The organism is Streptomyces sp. GS7 (assembly GCF_009834125.1).
Taxonomy (GTDB): Bacteria; Actinomycetota; Actinomycetes; order Streptomycetales; family Streptomycetaceae; genus Streptomyces.
In genome coordinates this window covers 2,778,536-2,796,603 of record NZ_CP047146.1, presented here as the reverse complement: position 1 = coordinate 2,796,603, position 18,068 = coordinate 2,778,536, and the positions used below count along the sequence as shown (strand labels likewise).

Genomic DNA, 18,068 nt, shown 5'->3' with positions numbered 1-18,068 from the left:
GCCGGGGTGCGGGGCGCCGCCGGCCGGGGCGCCGGGTGCGGTGTCAGCCGCGGGTGCGGGTGCGCCGGATGACGAGGGCGGCGGTCACCAGGGCCAGGCCGATGCCGCCTGCGGTCCAGGGGAGCCAGTTGGTGGGGGTGGCGTCGGGGGTGTCGGTGGTGGGGCCGGGGCCGAAGTAGCGGTGGGCGTAGCCGGCGGGGGTGGGCTTCTCGGGTGTGGGTTTGAGGTCGTCGGCGGCTTTGAGGGCGGCGGCGGGGTCGACGAGGCCGGCGCCGAAGTCGTCGTTCCGGCCGCCCTTGGGGGGCTGCTGGGCGGTGGAGGTGAGCAGTTGGCGGATCTGGGCGGGGCTCAGGTCGCGGTGGGCGGAGCGGAGCAGGGCGATGGAGCCGGAGACGAAGGCGGCGGCGGGGCTGGTGCCCCAGCCGGAGACGTAGCCGGTGCCGTGGTCGGCCATGAAGATGTCGTAGCCGGGGGCGGCGACGGTGGCGTACCAGTGGCGGGTGGAGAAGGAGGCGCGGGCGCCCAGGTGCGTGACGGCGGTGGCCGCGATGACGCCGGGGTAGGCGGCGGGGTACGAGACGTGGTCGCCCTTCTCGCCGCCGTTGCCGGCGGAGGCGACGACCGGGATGCCCTTGCCCAGGGCGTACTGGATGGCGGCGTCCTCGCGGGGGTCGGGGTGGGCGGACTCGCTGTCGTCGCCGAGGGACATGTTGATCACGTCGGCGCCGTGGTCGGCGGCCCAGCGGATGCCGTCGGCGAGGGCGCCGGCCTTCTGGTCGCGGGCGCGCCGGCGCTGCGGGTCGCTGTCTTCGAGGATCACCCGGACCGGGAGGATCTTGGCGGCCGGGGCGACGCCGAGGACGCCGTCGGCGTGGCCGTCTCCGTGGCCGTGGCCGGCGATGACGCTGGCCATACCGGTGCCGTGCTCGGCCCAGGCGGCGTCGCCGGGGCCGGCGCCGAAGCCGATCAGGTCCTTGGTGGGCAGCACCTGGCCCGCGAGGTCGGGGTGGGTGCCGTCGACGCCGGTGTCCAGGACGGCGACGGTGACGCCCTCGCCCTTGGTGGTCTGCCAGGCGTCCTGGGCGTGGATGGACGCCAGGCCCCATTCCTGGGCCCGGATGGCGTCGGCGCTCGCGGGCACGGACGGCAGCACGGCCAGTGCGGCGGAGGTCAGCGCGACGGCGGCGGCGCGCCGGACGGCCTGGGTCACGGCGCTTCCTCCGTGGGCTGGGCGGGAATTCCGGATGCCGTGCGGAAGGTCGTCTCGACCTTGTCGGCGAGGTCCTTGGCGTCGTGGCCCAGACCGGACTCGCCGGGGGTGGTGGCGGTGCCGGGCTGGGCGGCGGCCTCGGCGGGCTGCGGTTCGGTGATCTCGCGGCCGTCGGCGAACCCGGAGACGGCGTAGACGACGACGGGGATGTCGGTGAGGACCCGGATGGTCCAGCTGGCGCGCTGGGCCGGGCCGAAGTCCGCGGCGGGGGTGCCCTTGGCGGCCAGCGGCAGCGGCATCAGGTCCGTGCGGGTGGCCAGGTTGTGGGTGCTGAAGCGGGCGTTGAGGTCCATCATCCCGGGCCGGTCGGCGCGGGTGGTCTGCGCGCCGACGGTGATGACGCTGGTGCGGGTGGCGTCGACGTAGGTGGCGCGCAGCAGCCGGGCGCAGCCGGCCGGGGCGAGCTCCTTGGCGAGCGGCCCCTCGTAGGCGGCGGAGCAGTCGGTGTCGGGGGCGACGGCGATTCGGGTCCACTGCCGGTCGGCGCCGCCGGGGCCGACGCCCAGGCCGTCGACGACGCGCGGGAAGAGGCTGTCGACGGGGGCGGTGTGCCAGGCGTCCTGGCCCTTGGCGAAGGCGGTGTCCGGGTTCGGGGTGCCGTTGCCGGTGTCGTCGGTGAGCCAGCTGCCCGCCGCCGCGCCGCCGAGGAGGCCGACGCCGAGGACGAGGCAGGCCGCGGTGGCGAGGGTCCGGGGGGCGGGGCGGCGGCCGGCGAGGCCGGGGAACGGACGGCGCGGGGCGGCGGCCGGGGCGGCGCCGGCCGCGGCGGGCGCGGCGGGCCTCGACGGCCAGGTGGGCTGCTGCGGGCTTCCGCGGTCCGGGGGCGGCGGGGTGCCGGGGGCGCGGTCGCCGGGCTCGCTCCACAGGGCCTCGCTGTGGGCCAGGTGGAAGGCGGCGGTGTCGCGGAAGGACGCGGGGCGGCCGGTGGGGGGCGGCGGCGCGGCGGGCGGCTCCGTGCGGGGGCGCGGCGGGGTCGCCGGACGCGGTGGGACCGCGGGGGCCGGTGGCACGGTGGGGGCCGGCGGGGCGGCGGGGGGCAGCGGCTGCCGGGCCGGCGGGGGGATGGTCGGGTCGGCGGGGACCCGGCGCAGAACGGTGGTCTGGGGGTCCTCGTCGGGCTCGGGGGTCGGGGCGGGGCGGTGCGGCGGCTGCGGGGGTATGGGTGGGGTGTGCCGTGCATCGGCGTAATCGGCGTCGGCGCTCACCAGCGCTCCCCCTCGCACGGTGTGCCCCGGACCCGATACGCAATCGGGGCAGGGTGGCTCGTATCCGGACAACACGCCGCTGACCTGCTGGTTGCGGTGTCGGGCCACTCTACGGGCTGGCGCCGCCACTGCTCCAACCCCTGGCACCTCTGTCCCCGCCGCTGTCGCGGATCCGGCGCCGCCGCTGCCGCCCCTTGTGCCGCCCTTTCCGCCGCGGGCGCTCCCCTACCCAGTGGTAGCGCACTCTGGCAGGCTGCGGCCATGTCCCAGTACCGCACCGACGCGTATGCCGACAAAGCTTTTCCCCGGGCTCTCCACTCCTCCCCCACTCTCGACTTCTCCCCCGAGCTCTCCACTTCGTTCGAGCAGGGGATACCCCCCTGCGCGGGGGGACCCCCACGCGCAGGGGAGACCGCGATCGACCGGGCGACCGCGCACCTCGACGCGCCGCTGGCCGTGGTCGACCTGGCCGCTTTCGACGCCAACGCCGCGGACCTGGTGCGCCGTTCGCGGGGCAAGCCGATCCGGGTGGCGAGCAAGTCGGTGCGCTGCCGGGCGCTGCTGGAGCGGGTGCTGGCGCGGGACGGCTTCGCGGGGATCATGAGCTTCACGCTGGCCGAGTCGCTGTGGCTGGCGCGCTCGGGGTTCCCGGACGTGCTGCTGGCGTATCCGTCGGCGGACCGGGCGGGCTTCGCCGAGCTGACCTCCGATGCCGAGCGGGCGGCGGCGGTGACGGTGATGGTCGACGATCCGGCGCAGCTGGACCTGATCGACGCGGCGCGGCCGGCCGGCGCGGGCCGCGGCGAGGAGGTGCGGGTGTGCCTGGAGCTGGACACCTCCTACCGGCTGGTGGGCGGGCGGGTGCGGGTCGGCGCCCGGCGGTCGCCGCTGCGGGCCCCGGACCGGCTCGCCGCGCTGGCCCGCACGGTGGCCCGGCGCCCCGGCTTCCGGCTGGTCGGGCTGATGGCGTACGAGGGACATGTGGCGGGGGTGGGCGACGAGGTCGCCGGGAAGCCGGTGTTCTCGCGGGCGATCCGGCTGATGCAGGCGGCGGCCCGCAAGGAGCTGGCGCAGCGGCGTTGGGAGGCCGTACGGGCGGTGCGGGCGGTGGCGCCGCGGCTGGAGTTCGTCAACGGCGGTGGGACGGGCAGTGTGCAGCACACCGCGGCGGAGGCGGCGGTCACCGAGATCGCGGCCGGGTCGGGGCTGTACGTGCCGCGGCTGTTCGACAACTTCCGGTCGTTCAGGGGGCGTCCGGCGGCGCTGTTCGCCCAGCCGGTGGTGCGGCGGCCGGGGCCGGGGGTCGTCACGGTGCTGGGCGGCGGCTATCCGGCGTCGGGGGCGGCGGGCGCGGACCGGCTGCCGGAGCCGTATCTGCCCGCCGGGCTGCGCTACGACCCGCAGGAGGGGGCGGGCGAGGTGCAGACGCCGCTGCTGGGGGCGGCGGCGGACGGGCTCTCGGTCGGGGACAAGGTCTGGTTCCGGCACGCCAAGGCCGGGGAGCTGTGCGAGCGGTTCGCGGAACTCCAACTGGTCGACGGGGACCGGGTGGTGGGGACGGTCCCGACGTACCGGGGCGAGGGCCACACCTTTCTGTAACGGCGTTACGGCACTACATCGCTACACCGTCACGGCGCAGCGATGTCACGCCGTAACGGTGTCACAGGAGGCCGGCGCCGCAGAAGGCCGCACCGCTGTCCTGTAACGGTGTCACAGGACAGCGGTGCGGCCCCCGCCGGTACGCGTCCGGCCGGCTCAGCCGTGGATGCGGTCCCGCTGGTCGGGGACGACGCTGCCGTCGGGGCGGCGGACCGGGCCCGGGGCGCCGTCGGTGTTGGTGTAGCCCTTGGTGGCGCAGGGGTAGCGGCCGGACTTGCGGGGCAGCGGGTCGATGAACATCGGGTTGACCACCCAGCGGCCGTCCGCGTTGTCGTAGCCGCGGCACATCAGCTCGTCCTTGTTGCGGTTGATGGCCAGGTGGGCGCCGGTGGCGTCGTCGACGAAGGTGACATCGGTGTTGGCGTCGCCGCCGCCCAGCGCGATGCGGTGCGCGGGGTCCTGCTGCCGCCAGGCTTCGGCGCCCTTGACCTTGAAGATCTCCTGGTTGATCCAGCAGCGCTTGCCGTCGATGTACGGAATGACCTCGCCGTGGCCGTCCTTGACGTCACCGCAGCCGGCGATGCCGGTGGTCAGCCGGCCGTCGCGGACGAGGTTGCGTATGCCGATGGTGTGCCGGGCGTCGACGCCGACGCCGCCGGACCACGCCTCGGCGACGGTCTCGGAGGACGCGGAGACGATGTAGACGTCGAACCCGGCCGCCTTGAGGGTGCGGATCAGGTCCTTCTGCTGGGCGTAGTAGCGGATGTAGCCGGCGAGTTGGTGGGTGCCGACGGTCTGCTGGGTACCGATCGGGGCGGCGAGGTTCTCGGCGCGGGCCTTCCTGGCGTACGCGGTCAGGGTGGCGGGCTTCAGGCCGGCGAACAGCGCGGGCACCCAGGCGTATTCGGGGACCGTGCGGCGGTGGTTCCAGCCGCCGGCGAAGGCCGGGGCGCCGCTCATGGTCTTCGCCTCGCCGCGGATCTCCATGATCTCGTCGGCGCAGGCGGTGTTGCGGGAGGTGGGCAGCGGCCGGCCGGGGGCGCCGGTGCCGCAGGCCCGGGTCAGCGCCCGGTCGGCGGCCGCGGTGAGCCAGGGGCTGGTGTCCCGCCAGCCTGTGGGCCGCGGCACCTTGTCGTGCCGCAGCATCCAGGCGAGGGTGGCGTCCGAGATGTCGTTCTTGACGACGGTGTTGTCCCAGTCGAAGGCGGCCACGGGGCGCGGACCGTGGTGTCGCGAGCACGTACCGCGCTCGTCGATCATCCGCTGGAGTCTGGCGCGGTTGTCGCCGTACCAGGGGATGTCCGGGGAGAGCCGGGGGCAGTGGGCGCGTACCGGGTTCGCGGCGGGGGCTGCGGCCGTCGCGGGCACGGTGGCGGTGAGCGCGGTGAGGGCGGCGGCCCCGGCGAGGCCCAGGGCGAGCGTGCGGCGCTTGCGGGTGGTCATCTGTCCTCCGTGGTCAGGGGCGGGCAGCAGACGGGACCGGCACCCGGTGGGGCCGGTCCCGATGTTGATCATGGAGGCTACAGGGGTGTGACGTAGGCGCCCGCGATGCCACCGTCGACCAGGAATTCGGCGGCGTTGACGAACGAGGAGTCGTCGCTCGCGAGGAAGGCGACCGCGGACGCGATCTCCTCGGGTTCGGCGAACCGGCCGACCGGGACGTGCACCAGGCGGCGCGCGGCCCGCTCGGGGTCCTTGGCGAACAGCTCCTTCAGCAGCGGGGTGTTGACCGGTCCCGGGCACAGCGCGTTGACGCGGATGCCCTCGCGGGCGAACTGCACGCCCAGTTCGCGGGACATGGCCAGCACGCCGCCCTTGGACGCGGTGTAGCTGATCTGCGAGGTGGCGGCGCCCATCACGGCCACGAAGGACGCGGTGTTGATGATGGAGCCGCCGCGCCCGGTCTGCTCGAACTGCCGCCGCATGTAGGGCAGTGCGTGCTTGCAGCAGAGGTAGACGGAGGTGAGGTTGACCTCCTGGACGCGCTTCCAGGCGTCGAGGCCGGTGGTGAGGATCGAGTCGTCGTCGGGCGGCGAGATGCCCGCGTTGTTGAAGGCGATGTCGACCGAGCCGTAGGTGTCGAAGGCGGTCCGGTAGAGCGCCTCGACCTGCTCGGAGTCGGTCACGTCGACCTGGACGAAGGTGCCGCCGACCTCCTCGGCGGCGGCCTTGCCGGCCTTCTCGTCGATGTCGGCGCACACGACGTCGGCGCCTTCGGAGGCCAGCCGGCGGGCGGTGGCCAGGCCGATGCCGCTGCCGGCTCCGGTGATCACGGCGGTACGGCCGACGAGGCGGCGGCAGACGGCGGTCTGGTCGGTCACTTGGAGCCCTCTTTCTGGTGGTGGCTGAGCAAACGGTCGGCGCTCGGGCCGGGAACGGCTGGGGGTCCGGGGGTCAGCCCCCGGAAGGAGCAGCCTCGGTGCTGATGAAGATGTTCTTGGTCTCGGTGAAGGCGGCCAGCGCGTCCGGGCCCAGTTCGCGGCCGAGGCCGGACTGCTTGAACCCGCCGAACGGGGTCCAGTAGCGCACGCTGCTGTGGGAGTTGACGGAGAGGTTGCCCGCCGCGACGGCCCGCGAGACGCGCAGCGCCCGGCCGACGTCACGGGTCCACAGGGAGCCGGAGAGGCCGTAGTCGGTGGCGTTGGCGAGCCGGATCGCGTCGGCCTCGTCGTCGAAGGGGAGGACGACGGCGACCGGGCCGAAGATCTCCTCGACGGCGGTGCGGTCGTCGGGGCGGCCCTCAAGGACGGTGGCCGGGTACCAGAAGCCCTTGCCGGCCGGGGCCTCGCCGCGGATGGCGGCGGGGGCGTCCTCGGGGACATAGGACCGTACGCGGTCGCGCTGGGCGGCGGAGATCAGCGGGCCCATCTGGGTGGCGGGGTCGGCCGGGTCGCCGACGGTGAACGCCTTGACGGCGGGCTCCAGCAGTTCCATGAAACGGTCGTAGACGCCGCGCTGGACCAGGATCCGGCTGCGGGCGCAGCAGTCCTGGCCGGTGTTGTCGAGGAAGGAGCCGGGGGCGGCGGCCGCGGCGGCCTCGATGTCGGCGTCGGCGAAGACGATGTTGGGGCTCTTGCCGCCGAGTTCGAGGGTGAGCCGCTTGGTCTGCGCCGCGCAGCGGGCTGCGATCTGCCGGCCGGTGGCGGTGGAGCCGGTGAAGACGACCTTGGCGACGCCGGGGTGGTCCACCAGCGCGGTGCCGGTGACCGGCCCCTCGCCGGGCAGGACCTGGAAGAGGCCCTCGGGGAGCCCGGCCTCCAGGGCGAGTTCGGCGAGCCGGAGCGCGGTGAGCGGGGTGGTCTCGGCGGGCTTGAGGAGGACCGCGTTGCCGGCGGCGAGCGCGGGGGCGGTGCCCCAGGCGGCGATCGGCATCGGGAAGTTCCAGGGCGCGATCACGGCGACCACGCCGAGCGGTTCCTGGACGGTGATGTTCAGACCGCCGGCCACCGGGATCTGGGTGCCGGTCAGGCGCTCCACTCCCCCGGCGGCGTAGTGCAGCAGGTCGCGGACGTTGCCCGCCTCCCAGCGGGCGTTGCCCAGCGGGTGGCCGGCCTCGCGCAACTCCAGGTGGGCGAGCGGGTCGATCTGCGCGTCGACGGCGTCGGCGAACCGGCGCAGCAGGCGGGCCCGGTCGCCGGGCGCCGCCGCGGCCCAGGCTTCCTGGGCGGCGGCGGCCCGGCGGACGGCCGCGTCGACCTCGGCGGGCGAGGTGGTGGGGACGGTGGCCACCACCTCCTCGGTCGCCGGGTTGAGGATGGTCAGCTCTTGCAGCACGGGCGCTCCTTACATGCGCTCGAAGGAGCGGAAGCGCTCCCAGTCCGTGACGGCGGCGTCGTAGGCGTCCTGCTCGACGCGGGCCATGTGGCGGTAGTGGTCGACGACCTCGTCGCCGAAGGCCGCGCGGGCGATCGTGCTGTTCTCCCACAGCTCGGCGGCCTCGCGGAGGGTGGTGGGGACGTGGGCGGCGTCGGCGGTGTAGGCGTTGCCGGTGGTGGCGTCGGGGAGTTCCAGCTCGTGCTCTATCCCGTACAGGCCGGCGGCGACCATGCCGGCGACCGCGAGGTAGGGGTTCACGTCGCCGCCGGGCAGGCGGTTCTCCAGGCGGTGCGCGCGGCCGTGGCCGACCACCCGCAGGGCGCAGGTGCGGTTGTCCGGGCCCCAGGCGACGGCGGTGGGCGCGAAGGAGCCGGGGCGGAAGCGCTTGTAGGAGTTGATGTTGGGGGCGTAGAGGAGGGTGAACTCGCGGAGCGCGGCGAGCTGGCCGGCGAGGAAGTGCCGCATCGTCGGCGACATCCCGTAGGGGCCGTCGTCGTCGGCCAGCACCGGCCGGCCCTGCTCGTCCTGGAGCGAAAGGTGGATGTGGCAGGAGTTGCCCTCGCGCTCGTCGTACTTGGCCATGAAGGTGAGCGCCATGCCCTCCTGGGCGGCGATCTCCTTGGCGCCGGTCTTGTAGATGCTGTGCTGGTCGCAGGTGGTGAGCGCCTCGTCGTAGACGAAGACGATCTCGTGCTGGCCGAGATTGCACTCGCCCTTGGCGGACTCGACGGTCATCCCGGCCGCGCCCATCTCGTTGCGGATCCGGCGCAGTACGGGCTCGACGCGGCCGGTGCCGAGGACGGAGTAGTCGCCGTTCCACTGGTTGGCGGGGGTCATCCCCCGGTAGCCGCGCGACCAGGCGTCCTCGTAGGTGTCCTTGAAGAGCATGAACTCCAGCTCGGTGCCGGCGTGCGCGGACCAGCCGCGCTCGGCGAGGCGGTCGAGCTGGCGCCGCAGGATCTGCCGGGGGGAGGCGGCGACCGGGGAGCCGTCGTGCCAGGCGAGGTCGGCGGTGATCAGGGCGGTGCCGGGGTTCCAGGGGGTGCGGCGCAGGGTGGTGGCGTCACCGTGCAGGGCGAAGTCGCCGTAGCCGCGCTCCCAGGAGGACATGGCGTAGCCGTCGACGGTGTTGAGGTCGACGTCGACCGCGAGGAGGTAGTTGCAGCCCTCCGTGCCGTGTTCGAGGACGGTGTCGAGGAAGTAGCGGGCGGCGAACCGCTTGCCCTGGAGCCTGCCTTGCATGTCCGTGAAGGCGAGGACGACAGTGTCGATCTCCCCGGTGTCGACGAGGATCCTCAGCTCCTCGACGGAGAGCGGGGGCGTGCGGTCTGCCACGGTGGTGCCTCCTGTCACTGCATCCGGAGGTCATAAGGTAGGCACACGAACCATTGATTGGGAAGGGGTTCCGATGGACGGTGCGGCTGATCGGCTGGCACCTGTGCTGCGGCCGGTGCGGGCGGGCAACGGATTCGAGGAGGCGCTGGAGCAGATACTCCAGATCGTCCGGCTCGGGCTGGTACCGCAGGGCGAACGGCTGCCCGCCGAGCGGGAGTTGGCCGAGCGGCTGCAGATCAGCCGGGTCACCCTGCGCGAGGTGCTGAAGGTCCTCCAGGACGAGGGCCTGGTGGAGAGCCGGCGCGGCCGCTACGGCGGCACGTTCGTGCGGGTGCGCCCGGAGAACCCCGGCGAGGCCGAGCTGCGGCGCCGGATCGACAAGATCGACGTCGAGGACACGCTGCGCTTCCGGGAGGTGCTGGAGGTCGGCGCGGCCGGGCTGTGCGCGGCCCACGGACTCACCGACGACCAGGCGGAGCGGCTGCGCGAGGCGCTGGCGGCCACCCAGGACGCGCCGCTGGCGGACTACCGCCGGCGCGACACGCTGCTCCATCTCACGCTCGCCGAGCTGTCCGGCTCGCCGTCGCTGGCCGCCCAGTACGCAGCCGTCCGGGCGAGCGTCAACGACCTGCTGGACTGCATCCCGCTGCTGGTCCGGAACCTGGAGCACTCGCAGACCCAGCACGCCGCGCTGGTGGAGGCGGTGCTGGAGGGCGATGCGGACAGTGCGCGCGAGGTGATGCGCGAGCACTGCTGCGGGACCGCCGCCCTGCTGCGCGGCTTCCTGTCGTGAGGACCGCGAAACCCGCCTGTTACGAGATTTTCCCGCCGGGGTATTGCGCTCAGCCGACCCTGAGACAAAGGTATCGGCCCATACCTTTATTGCGGGGCTGGTAGCGGTTCGCCGACGGCCGTACCCGCCGCGGATCATCGAGTCCCCCGGAGGCGTGGTGTCCATCAACGAGCACGCGACGAACCCAGACCACGAACAGCGATCCCCTCAACTGTCCAGCGACGAACAGCGCCTCCACGAGCTGGGATACGCCCAGGAGCTGGCCCGCTCGATGTCGGCGTTCTCGAATTTCGCCGTCTCGTTCACGATCATCTCGGTCCTCTCCGGCTGTCTGACGCTGTACGGCTTTGGCATGAACACCGGTGGGCCCGCCATGATCACCTGGGGCTGGCCACTGGTCGGCCTCATGACGCTGTTCGTGGGCATGGCCATGGCCGAGGTCTGTTCCAGCTACCCGACGGCTGGCGGCCTGTACTACTGGGCGGCGAAGCTGGCCCCCTCGCACGGCCCGGCGTGGTCCTGGTTCACCGGCTGGTTCAACTTCCTCGGCCAGGTCGCGGTGACCGCGGGGGTCGACTTCGGCGCCGCGTCCTTCATGAACGCGCTGCTGGACCTCCAGTTCGGCTTCACCGCCACCCCGGTGCACACGATCATGCTGTTCGGCATCGTGCTGCTGGTCCACGGCCTGCTCAACACCTTCGGCGTGAAGCTCGCCTCCCTCCTCAGCAACGTCAGCGTGTGGTGGCACGTCCTCGGCGTGCTGGTCATCGTGGGCGCCCTGGTCGTGGTGCCCACCAAGCACCAGTCCGCCTCCTTCGTCCTCACCCACTTCACCAACAACACCGGCTGGCACTCCGGCCTCTACGTCGGGCTGCTGGGGCTGCTGCTCGCGCAGTACACCTTCACCGGCTACGACGCCTCGGCGCACATGACCGAGGAGACGCACGACGCGGCCAAGGCCGGCCCCCGCGGCATCGTGATGTCGATCCTGGTCTCCCTTGTCGCCGGCTGGGTGCTGCTGGTCGGCATCACCTTCGCCATCCAGGACTACGACGGCGAGCTGGCCAGCAAGACCGGCGTGCCCCCGGCGCAGATCTTCATCGACGCGCTGGGCACCACCGGCGGCAAGCTGCTCCTCCTGATCGCCATCGGCGCCCAGTTCTTCTGCGGCATGTCCTCGGTCACCGCCAACTCGCGCATGATCTACGCCTTCTCGCGGGACGGCGCGCTGCCCGGCTCGCAGCTGTGGCACCGCATCAACAAGCGGACGAAGACCCCGACCAACGCGGTGTGGCTGGCCGCCGGCGGCGCCTTCCTGCTGGGCCTGCCGTACCTGTGGAACGCCACGGCGTACGCGGCCGTCACCTCGATCGCGGTGATCGGCCTCTACATCGCCTACGTCCTGCCGGTCATCCTCCGCCTGCTCCAGGGCGACCGCTTCCAGCGCGGGCCCTGGCACCTCGGCCGCTGGAGCAAGCCCGTCGGCGTCATCGCCGTCGGCTGGACGCTGGTCATCTCCGTCCTCTTCATGCTCCCGACCACCAGCCCGGTCACGGCGGAGAACTTCAACTACACCCCGCTCGCCGTCCTGCTGGTCCTCGGCTTCGCCGGCACCTGGTGGCTGGTGTCGGCCCGCAAGTGGTTCACCGGCCCGAAGGTCCAGGGCACGGCGGAGGAGCTGGCCGCCATCGAACACGACCTGGAATTCTGAAGACCGACCCGGAACGCACCAGCACCCCATCGGAGGATCCGTGTCCCAGCCCCTCATCGGCATCAGCACCTACCAGGAAGAGGCCCAGTGGGGGGTGTGGACGCTGCCCGCCGCGCTGGTGCCGGCCGGCTATCCGCGCCTGGTCCGGCGCTCCGGCGGGCTGCCGGCGCTGCTGCCGCCGGGCGATCCGGAGGCCGCCGCGGCGACCGTCGCCCGGCTGGACGGGCTGGTGATCGCCGGTGGTGCGGATGTGGCGCCGGCCCGGTACGGCGCACTGCCGCACCCCCGCACCGGTCCGCCCGCGCTCGACCGGGACGCCTGGGAACTGGCCCTGATCGAGGCCGCGTTGGCGGGCGGCGTGCCGCTGCTGGGCATATGCCGTGGGCTCCAGCTGCTGAACGTGGCGCTGGGCGGCACCCTCGTCCAGCACCTGGACGGGCACGCCGGACCGCCCGGGGTCTTCGCCCGGCACGACGTCGAGCCGGTGCCCGGCACCGTCCTGGGCGCCGCGCTGCCGGGGACCGTCGCGGTCCCCACGTACCACCACCAGGCGGTGGACCGGCTCGGCCGCGGGCTGCTGGCCTCGGCGTACGCGGCGGACGGCACCATCGAGGCGGTGGAGCTGCCGGACGCGCGGGCCTTCACGCTGGCGGTGCAGTGGCACCCGGAGGCCGGGGACGACGCCCGGGTGATGGACGCGCTGGTGGCGGCCGCGGGCGGAGCCTCGCCGGCGGCGTGAGTTCCGTGACGGCGGAGCATGACGGGCCGTCAACTGCCCGTGCGGCGTGCGGTGTTCCGCACGCCGCTGCCGCTCATCCCCGGAAGTCGTCCGCCACCCCCACCAGCACCACCCGGCTCTCCGGGGCCAGCGACCGCCAGCAGTGGGTGGTCCCTCCCGAGCAGTAGAGCGTGTCGCCGGGGCCGAGTTCGTAGCGGACACCGTCCGCCTCGGCCTCCACCGCTCCCTCGACGACGTACATCAACTCATCGTGCGGATGCCGGAACTCCCGCTGCCAGTCGTGCCGCCCGGTGAACTCCAGGGCGTGCAGCTGCTGCCGGCCGCGGACCAGCGGGCGGACCCGGCCGCCGGTGCCGTCCTCGGGCACCGCCGCGGAGTCGGCGCGCACCACATCGACCGTACGCGGCCCGTCGGCGGCGGCCAGCAGGCGGACCGCGGTGGTCTCCAGGGCGTCGGCGATCAGCTGGAGCGAGCGCATGCTCGGGCGGGCCCGGTCGTTCTCGACCTGGCTGAGGAACGGGGCGGACAGACCGGTGGCACGGGCGAGGTCGGCCAGCGTCAGCTCCCGTGCGCGGCGGCGTCTGCGCACCGCCGCCCCGACGCGCGGGGCGTCCGCCGTCCCCCCGGTTGTGCTCATCCCTCGCTCCTCACCGGCGCCATCTCCGCCTCTTTATCGGTGCGTTCACACCTCTGCAACACACCGGCCCTAGCGTCTACGCTGTTTGATTCCATCAAACAAAGTTTGACGAGAGCCAGTTTGACGAGGGGAACCCGGCATGACCGCTGTCGATCAAAACACACGCCGCCGCCGCGGCACCGGCCTGATCGCACTCGACGAATCCGCCGCCTGCGACGGCTACACCCTCTACGCCCCGCTCACCGGCGGCGGCCAGGTCCTGCTGATCGACCTGCACGGCACCGTCGTCCACCGCTGGCGGTTGCCGCACCGCCCCGGCCGCCACGCCCGCATCCTCCCCAACGGCAATCTCGCCTACAACGCCACCCTCCCCGGCCAGGACGCGCTGTTCCCGATGTGGCACAAGTACCGCGGCGGGCTGATGCAGGAGATCGCCCCCGACGGCACCGTGCTGCGGGAGTTCACCGACCCGCTCCAGCACCACGACGCCCACCACCACGGCGACGGGCGGATCCTCTACACCGCGCTGGAACCCCTCACCGGCGAGCGGGCCGCGGCGGTCCGCGGCGGCGTCCCCGGCTCCGAGCCGGCCGGCGGCACCGTCCACGCCGACACCGTCCGCGAGGTCGACGCGGACGGCCGGCTGCTGTGGTCCTGGCGCGCCGCCGACCACCTCGACCGGGACGCCCACGCCCTGCACCCCGCCTACTCCCGGGAGCACTGGCCGCTGATCAACTCCGTTGCGCCGCTGGCCGACGGGAACGTCCTGGCGAGCCTGCGGAGCACCTCCGCGGTGATCGTCATCAGCCGCGCGACCGGCGAGGTCCTGTGGCGCACCGCACCGGGGCTGGTCTCCCAGCAGCACCACCCCACCGAACTGCCCGACGGCAACATCCTGATCTTCGACAACGGCGTCTTCCGGCCCGGCTGCGACGTCCCCCACTCCCGCGTCATCGAGGTGGACCGGGCGAGCGGGAAGGTGGTCTGGGAGTACCACGACCCGGCGCGGGAGGCGTTCTTCGCGCCCTTCATGGGCAGCGCCCAGCGGCTGCCCAACGGCAACACGCTGATCACCGACTCCCCCGCCGGGCGGCTCTTCGAGGTCACCGCGGCGGGCCTGCTGTGCTGGGAGTACGTCGTCCCGGAGTTCGGCAGCTACCGCGAACCGGAGGTCGGCGCCCTCTTCCCCACCCAGAACAACGCGGTCTTCCGCGCCTACCGCTACACCGCCGCCGAACTGCCCTGGCTGCAGCGGCAGGTGTGAACGATGGCACCCACCGACCCCGCACCGCCCGGCACCGCACCGGCCGACGAGCGGCTGCCGCTGCGCCGGCTGCTGCCGCTCGCCGCCCAGCACGTCCTGGCGATGATCGCCTCCCCGGTCTCCACCGCCTTCCTGCTCGCCGGCGGCCTGCGACTGCCGCCCGGCCGCACCGCCGCGCTGCTGAGCGCCACCCTCGTGCTGTGCGGGGCCGGTGCGCTGCTCCAGTCCCTCGGGGTGCCGCGGATCGGGGCCCGGCTGCCGTTCATGATGCTGCCCGGGGGCGCGGCGGCGGCGCTCTTCCTCCAGATCGCCCGGGAGCACGGCGCGGCCACCGCCTCGGGCGCGGTACTGCTCGCGGCGGCGCTGCTGCTGGCCGTACTGCCGCTGTACGGGCGGATCGTACGGTTCTTCCCGCCGCTGGTGATGGGCACGACGGTGCTGGTCATCGGCATCACCATGGTCGGGGTCGCGGCCCCGATGGCGCTCGGCGGCAGCGGGCTCGCGCTGGTCACCGTCGCCGCCACCGCCCTGGGACTCCTGCTGCTGCGCGGGGTCTGGCGGCAGCTGTCGGTGCTGCTGGGCATCGCTGCGGGCACCGCCGCGGCCGCGCTCACCGGCACCGCCTTCCGCGCCGTACCCGGCGGGACGCTGCTCGCCCCGCCCCGCCTCCTCCCGTACGGCGCCCCGCACTTCGACCTGCTCGCCGCACTGCCGCTGATGGTCTTCGCCCTCGCCTCACTGGCCGAGGCGACCGGCCAGACGGTGCTCACCAGCGAGGCGGTGGGCCGTACGCCGGACCCGGCGCGCGATGTGCCGCGGACCGCCCGGGCGGACGCGGTGGCCTCGCTGGGCGCCGGGCTGCTCGGCGGGACGCTGATGGTGACCAGCGCGGAGAACATCGGCATCGTCCAACTCACCGGCGTCCGCAGCCGGTTCGTGACCGCGGCGGCCGGCGCCCTGCTGGTCCTCGGCGGACTGCTGGCCCCGGTCACCCGGCTGCTGGCGGCGCTGCCCGCACCGGTCGTCGGCGGTGCCGCGCTGGTGGTCTACGCGGTGATCGCCGCCATGGGCATCGCCCTGCTCCACCGCGCCGACCTCGGCGACCGCACCTCCTCGGCCGTCGTCGCCCTCTCCCTCCTCGCGGGGCTGCTGCCCCTGCTGGCCCCGTCGCTGTACGCACCGCTGCCGGGCTGGGCGCACACCCTCCTCGGCAGCGGCGTACCGGCCGCCGCGCTCACCGCGACCGCGCTGTCCGCGCTGTGCGGCCGACTGGGGGCGGAACGGCGGACGGCGGCCTCCGCCGCGGGCTGAGCATCCGGCCCGCCGGAGTCCGGCGCCCCCTCTCCGCCGGCTCCTAGGACGCCCCCCGGGTCAACCCCAGCAGATCGCGGGCCGGGCCCGCCGGGCGCCGGCCGGTCGGCCACACTGCCCGCAGGTCCCGGCCGAGCCGGAGGTCGCGCACCGGGATCTCGACCAGCCGGCGGGCGGTCAGCTCCTCCCGGACGGCGAGTTCGCTCAGCACGGACGGGGCGGCCTCGCTGACCACCGCGGACTTCACGGCGGTGGTCGAGGACAGCTCCAGCAGCGGAGCGGCCAGCCCGCCGAGCCGGGCCAGCGCCGCGTCCAGGACCTGGCGGGTGCCCGAGCCGCGTTCGCGCAGGATCAGCGGGGTGGCGGCGAGTTCCGCGGCGGTCAGTCCCGAGCGCCGCCGGGTCCAGGGGTGCGACGGCGCGGCCACCACGATCAGCCGGTCGTGGCCGATCACCGCCCCCTCCAGGCCCGCCGGCACGTCCAGCCCCTCGACGAACCCGAGGTCCGCCTCGCCCGCCAGCAGTCGCTCGGCCACCGCAGTCGAGTTCCCGGCGAGCAGCGAGACCGCGGTCCCGGGGCGCTGCGCGCGCAGCGCGATCAGCCAGCCGGGCAGCAGGTACTCGGCGATCGTCATGCTGGCCGCGACCCGCAGCCGGGAGTCCCGGCGGCCGCGCAGCGCCTGGGCGCCCGCGTCGAACGCCTCGGCCGCCTCCACCACCTGCCGCGCCCAGTCCGTGACCAGCACCCCGGCGTCCGTCAGCCGCGAGCCGCGCGGCGAGCGCTCGACCAGCGCCACCCCCAACTGCCGTTCCATGGAACGGATCCGGCTGCTGGCGGCGGGCTGGGTGATGCCCTGCGCCTGGGCCGCCCGCCCCAGGCTGCCGAGCCGGGCGACGGCGAGCAGCAGCTCCATCGCCCCGAGGTCCGGCACCCGGTGGGACAGCGGGGCCGCCCCCGGTCCTCCGGTCCCGTCCGCCGCCGCGATCCGATCGTCACGCTCACTACCCATAAACCCAGTTTATGCCCTCATAGAGACAACACCCCTGGTGGGGGCCGCCCGCACCGGCGACGCTTTTCGTATGGCACCCCTCGCACCCGCACCTTCCCGCACCCCCGCCGCCACCGGCCCGGACACCCCCGGCAGCGCGCCCTCGGTCCGCCATCTGGGGCCGAACTGGTACGCCGCCGTCATGGGCACCGCGATCGTCGCCAACGCCGGTGCGGCCCTGCCGTTCACCGCCCCCGGCCTGCACATCGCCTACCGCGCCGTCTGGGCGCTGTCGGCGCTGCTGCTGGTCGCCCTGCTGGCCGCGCGCGCCGTCCACTGGGCCCGGCACGGCGACCAGGCCCGCCGCCAGCTGCTGGATCCGGCCGTCGCACCGTTCTACGGGTGCCTGTCCATGGCGCTGCTGGCGGTCGGCGGCGGCACCCTCGCGGTCGGCAAGGACGTCATCGGCACCCCCGCGGCGCTGGCCGCGGACGCGGTGCTGTGGACCGCCGGCACCCTGGTCGGGCTGGCCGCCGCGGCGGGGATCCCGTACCTGATGGTGGTCCGGCACCGGATCGCCGAGGGCAGCGCCTCACCGGTGTGGCTGCTGCCGCTGGTCGCCCCGATGGTCTCGGCCGCACTCGGCCCCGCACTCGTGCCGCACCTGCCGCCCGGGCAGTGGCGCGAGGCGATGCTGCTGGCCTGCTACGCGATGTTCGGGATGTCGCTGCTGGCGACGGTGCTGGTGCTGCCGCTCGTGCTGAACCGGCTGTTCCACCACGGCCCGCTGCCCCTCGTGCTCACCCCCACCCTCTTCCTCGTCCTCGGCCCGCTGGGCCAGTCCACCACCGCCGTCAGCAACCTCGGCGACGCCGCCCCCGGCGTCGTCATCCCCTCGTACGTGCACGCCATGGGCGCGTTCGCGGTGCTCTACGGCGTGCCGGTGTTCGGCTTCGCGCTGCTGTGGCTGGCCATCGCGGTGGCGATGGTGGTCCGCGCCGTCCGCAACGGCATGGGCTTCGCGATGACCTGGTGGGGCTTCACCTTCCCCATCGGCACCTGCGTCACCGGCGCCGCGGGCCTGGCCCGACACACCGGGCTCGCGGCCTTCGACTGGCTCTCGGTGGCGCTGTACGCGGTACTGATCACAGCGGTGGCGGTCGCGGGCACCCGCACCGCACACGGGTTGCTGCGCGGGCGCCTCCTCACGGCGTAGTGGCGTGGCCGCGCCCCACGTTGTCGGCTTTCCCGCCGTCGGGGTTCGCGTGTTTGCGCCTTCGGCGCGGGGTGTTGTCCGCTGCGCGGGGCTTTCGGGTGCGGTGGCGGTCCTCCGGGGGTGGTGTGCAGGACTGCTTCGCTTTACGTCCTGCACACCACCCCCTCCGGCCCACCCCCTCCCG

15 protein-coding genes are annotated in these 18,068 nt (G+C 74.0%); 7 read left to right on the top strand and 8 right to left on the bottom strand.

Annotated features, from left to right (window positions below):
- Positions 1-43: 43 nt before the first annotated feature.
- The gene (gene mycP / locus GR130_RS12050) at positions 44-1,210 is read right to left on the bottom strand and encodes a type VII secretion-associated serine protease mycosin (protein WP_159504722.1); all 1,167 of its coding nucleotides are present in this window, start codon (positions 1,208-1,210) and stop codon (positions 44-46) included.
- Positions 1,207-2,475 (bottom strand): hypothetical protein, encoded by a 1,269-nt coding sequence (locus GR130_RS12045; protein WP_236572989.1) that lies wholly within the window; start codon positions 2,473-2,475, stop codon positions 1,207-1,209. The genes mycP and GR130_RS12045 overlap by 4 nt, the downstream gene beginning before the upstream one ends.
- Positions 2,476-2,736: 261 nt before the next feature.
- On the opposite strand from GR130_RS12045, the gene GR130_RS12040 reads away from it, so the two are divergent.
- Entirely contained in the window at positions 2,737-4,074 is a 1,338-nt protein-coding gene (locus GR130_RS12040) for an amino acid deaminase/aldolase (protein WP_236572988.1), read from the top strand.
- Between the two features lie 156 nt (positions 4,075-4,230).
- Here GR130_RS12040 and GR130_RS12035 read toward each other — a convergent pair whose 3' ends face one another.
- The 4 genes from GR130_RS12035 to GR130_RS12020 form a co-directional block, all read right to left on the bottom strand.
- Positions 4,231-5,517, bottom strand: coding sequence for a haloacid dehalogenase-like hydrolase (locus GR130_RS12035; protein WP_159504721.1), 1,287 nt, complete (start codon positions 5,515-5,517; stop codon positions 4,231-4,233).
- Between the two features lie 77 nt (positions 5,518-5,594).
- Complete coding sequence (locus GR130_RS12030) at positions 5,595-6,395, bottom strand: 3-oxoacyl-ACP reductase (RefSeq protein ID WP_159504720.1); 801 nt, start codon at positions 6,393-6,395, stop codon at positions 5,595-5,597.
- 73 nt (positions 6,396-6,468) lie between these two features.
- Positions 6,469-7,848, bottom strand: a complete 1,380-nt coding sequence (locus GR130_RS12025; RefSeq protein WP_159504719.1) for an aldehyde dehydrogenase family protein — start codon at positions 7,846-7,848, stop codon at positions 6,469-6,471.
- Between the two features lie 9 nt (positions 7,849-7,857).
- Positions 7,858-9,225, bottom strand: coding sequence for a glutamine synthetase family protein (locus GR130_RS12020; RefSeq protein WP_159504718.1), 1,368 nt, complete (start codon positions 9,223-9,225; stop codon positions 7,858-7,860).
- A gap of 73 nt (positions 9,226-9,298) precedes the next feature.
- On the opposite strand from GR130_RS12020, the gene GR130_RS12015 reads away from it, so the two are divergent.
- From GR130_RS12015 to GR130_RS12005, 3 genes are all read left to right on the top strand, one after another.
- A complete protein-coding gene (locus GR130_RS12015; protein WP_159504717.1) occupies positions 9,299-10,018 on the top strand; it encodes a FadR/GntR family transcriptional regulator in 720 nt (239 codons plus the stop codon).
- A 157-nt stretch (positions 10,019-10,175) separates the two neighbouring features.
- Positions 10,176-11,729, top strand: coding sequence for an amino acid permease (locus GR130_RS12010; protein WP_236572987.1), 1,554 nt, complete (start codon positions 10,176-10,178; stop codon positions 11,727-11,729).
- A 40-nt stretch (positions 11,730-11,769) separates the two neighbouring features.
- On the top strand, positions 11,770-12,468 hold the full coding sequence (locus GR130_RS12005) for a gamma-glutamyl-gamma-aminobutyrate hydrolase family protein (RefSeq protein ID WP_159504716.1): 699 nt from the start codon (positions 11,770-11,772) through the stop codon (positions 12,466-12,468).
- A 73-nt stretch (positions 12,469-12,541) separates the two neighbouring features.
- Here the strand turns inward: GR130_RS12005 and GR130_RS12000 are convergent, their stop codons facing one another.
- Positions 12,542-13,105, bottom strand: a complete 564-nt coding sequence (locus tag GR130_RS12000) for a helix-turn-helix domain-containing protein (RefSeq protein WP_159504715.1) — start codon at positions 13,103-13,105, stop codon at positions 12,542-12,544.
- Positions 13,106-13,244: 139 nt separating this feature from the next.
- Between GR130_RS12000 and GR130_RS11995 the strand changes: the two genes are divergently transcribed.
- A complete protein-coding gene (locus GR130_RS11995) occupies positions 13,245-14,369 on the top strand; it encodes an aryl-sulfate sulfotransferase (RefSeq protein WP_159504714.1) in 1,125 nt (374 codons plus the stop codon).
- Positions 14,370-14,372: 3 nt separating this feature from the next.
- Positions 14,373-15,680 carry a solute carrier family 23 protein gene (locus tag GR130_RS11990; protein ID WP_159504713.1) on the top strand — a complete coding sequence of 436 codons (1,308 nt, stop codon included), beginning with the start codon at positions 14,373-14,375 and terminating at the stop codon, positions 15,678-15,680.
- A 43-nt stretch (positions 15,681-15,723) separates the two neighbouring features.
- Here GR130_RS11990 and GR130_RS11985 read toward each other — a convergent pair whose 3' ends face one another.
- Positions 15,724-16,593: a LysR family transcriptional regulator gene (locus GR130_RS11985; RefSeq protein WP_236573955.1), complete on the bottom strand. Its 870-nt coding sequence runs from the start codon at positions 16,591-16,593 to the stop codon at positions 15,724-15,726.
- Positions 16,594-16,759: 166 nt separating this feature from the next.
- Here GR130_RS11985 and GR130_RS11980 point away from each other — a divergent pair, with 166 nt between their 5' ends.
- Complete coding sequence (locus tag GR130_RS11980; RefSeq protein WP_159504712.1) at positions 16,760-17,884, top strand: TDT family transporter; 1,125 nt, start codon at positions 16,760-16,762, stop codon at positions 17,882-17,884.
- Positions 17,885-18,068: the final 184 nt, after the last annotated feature.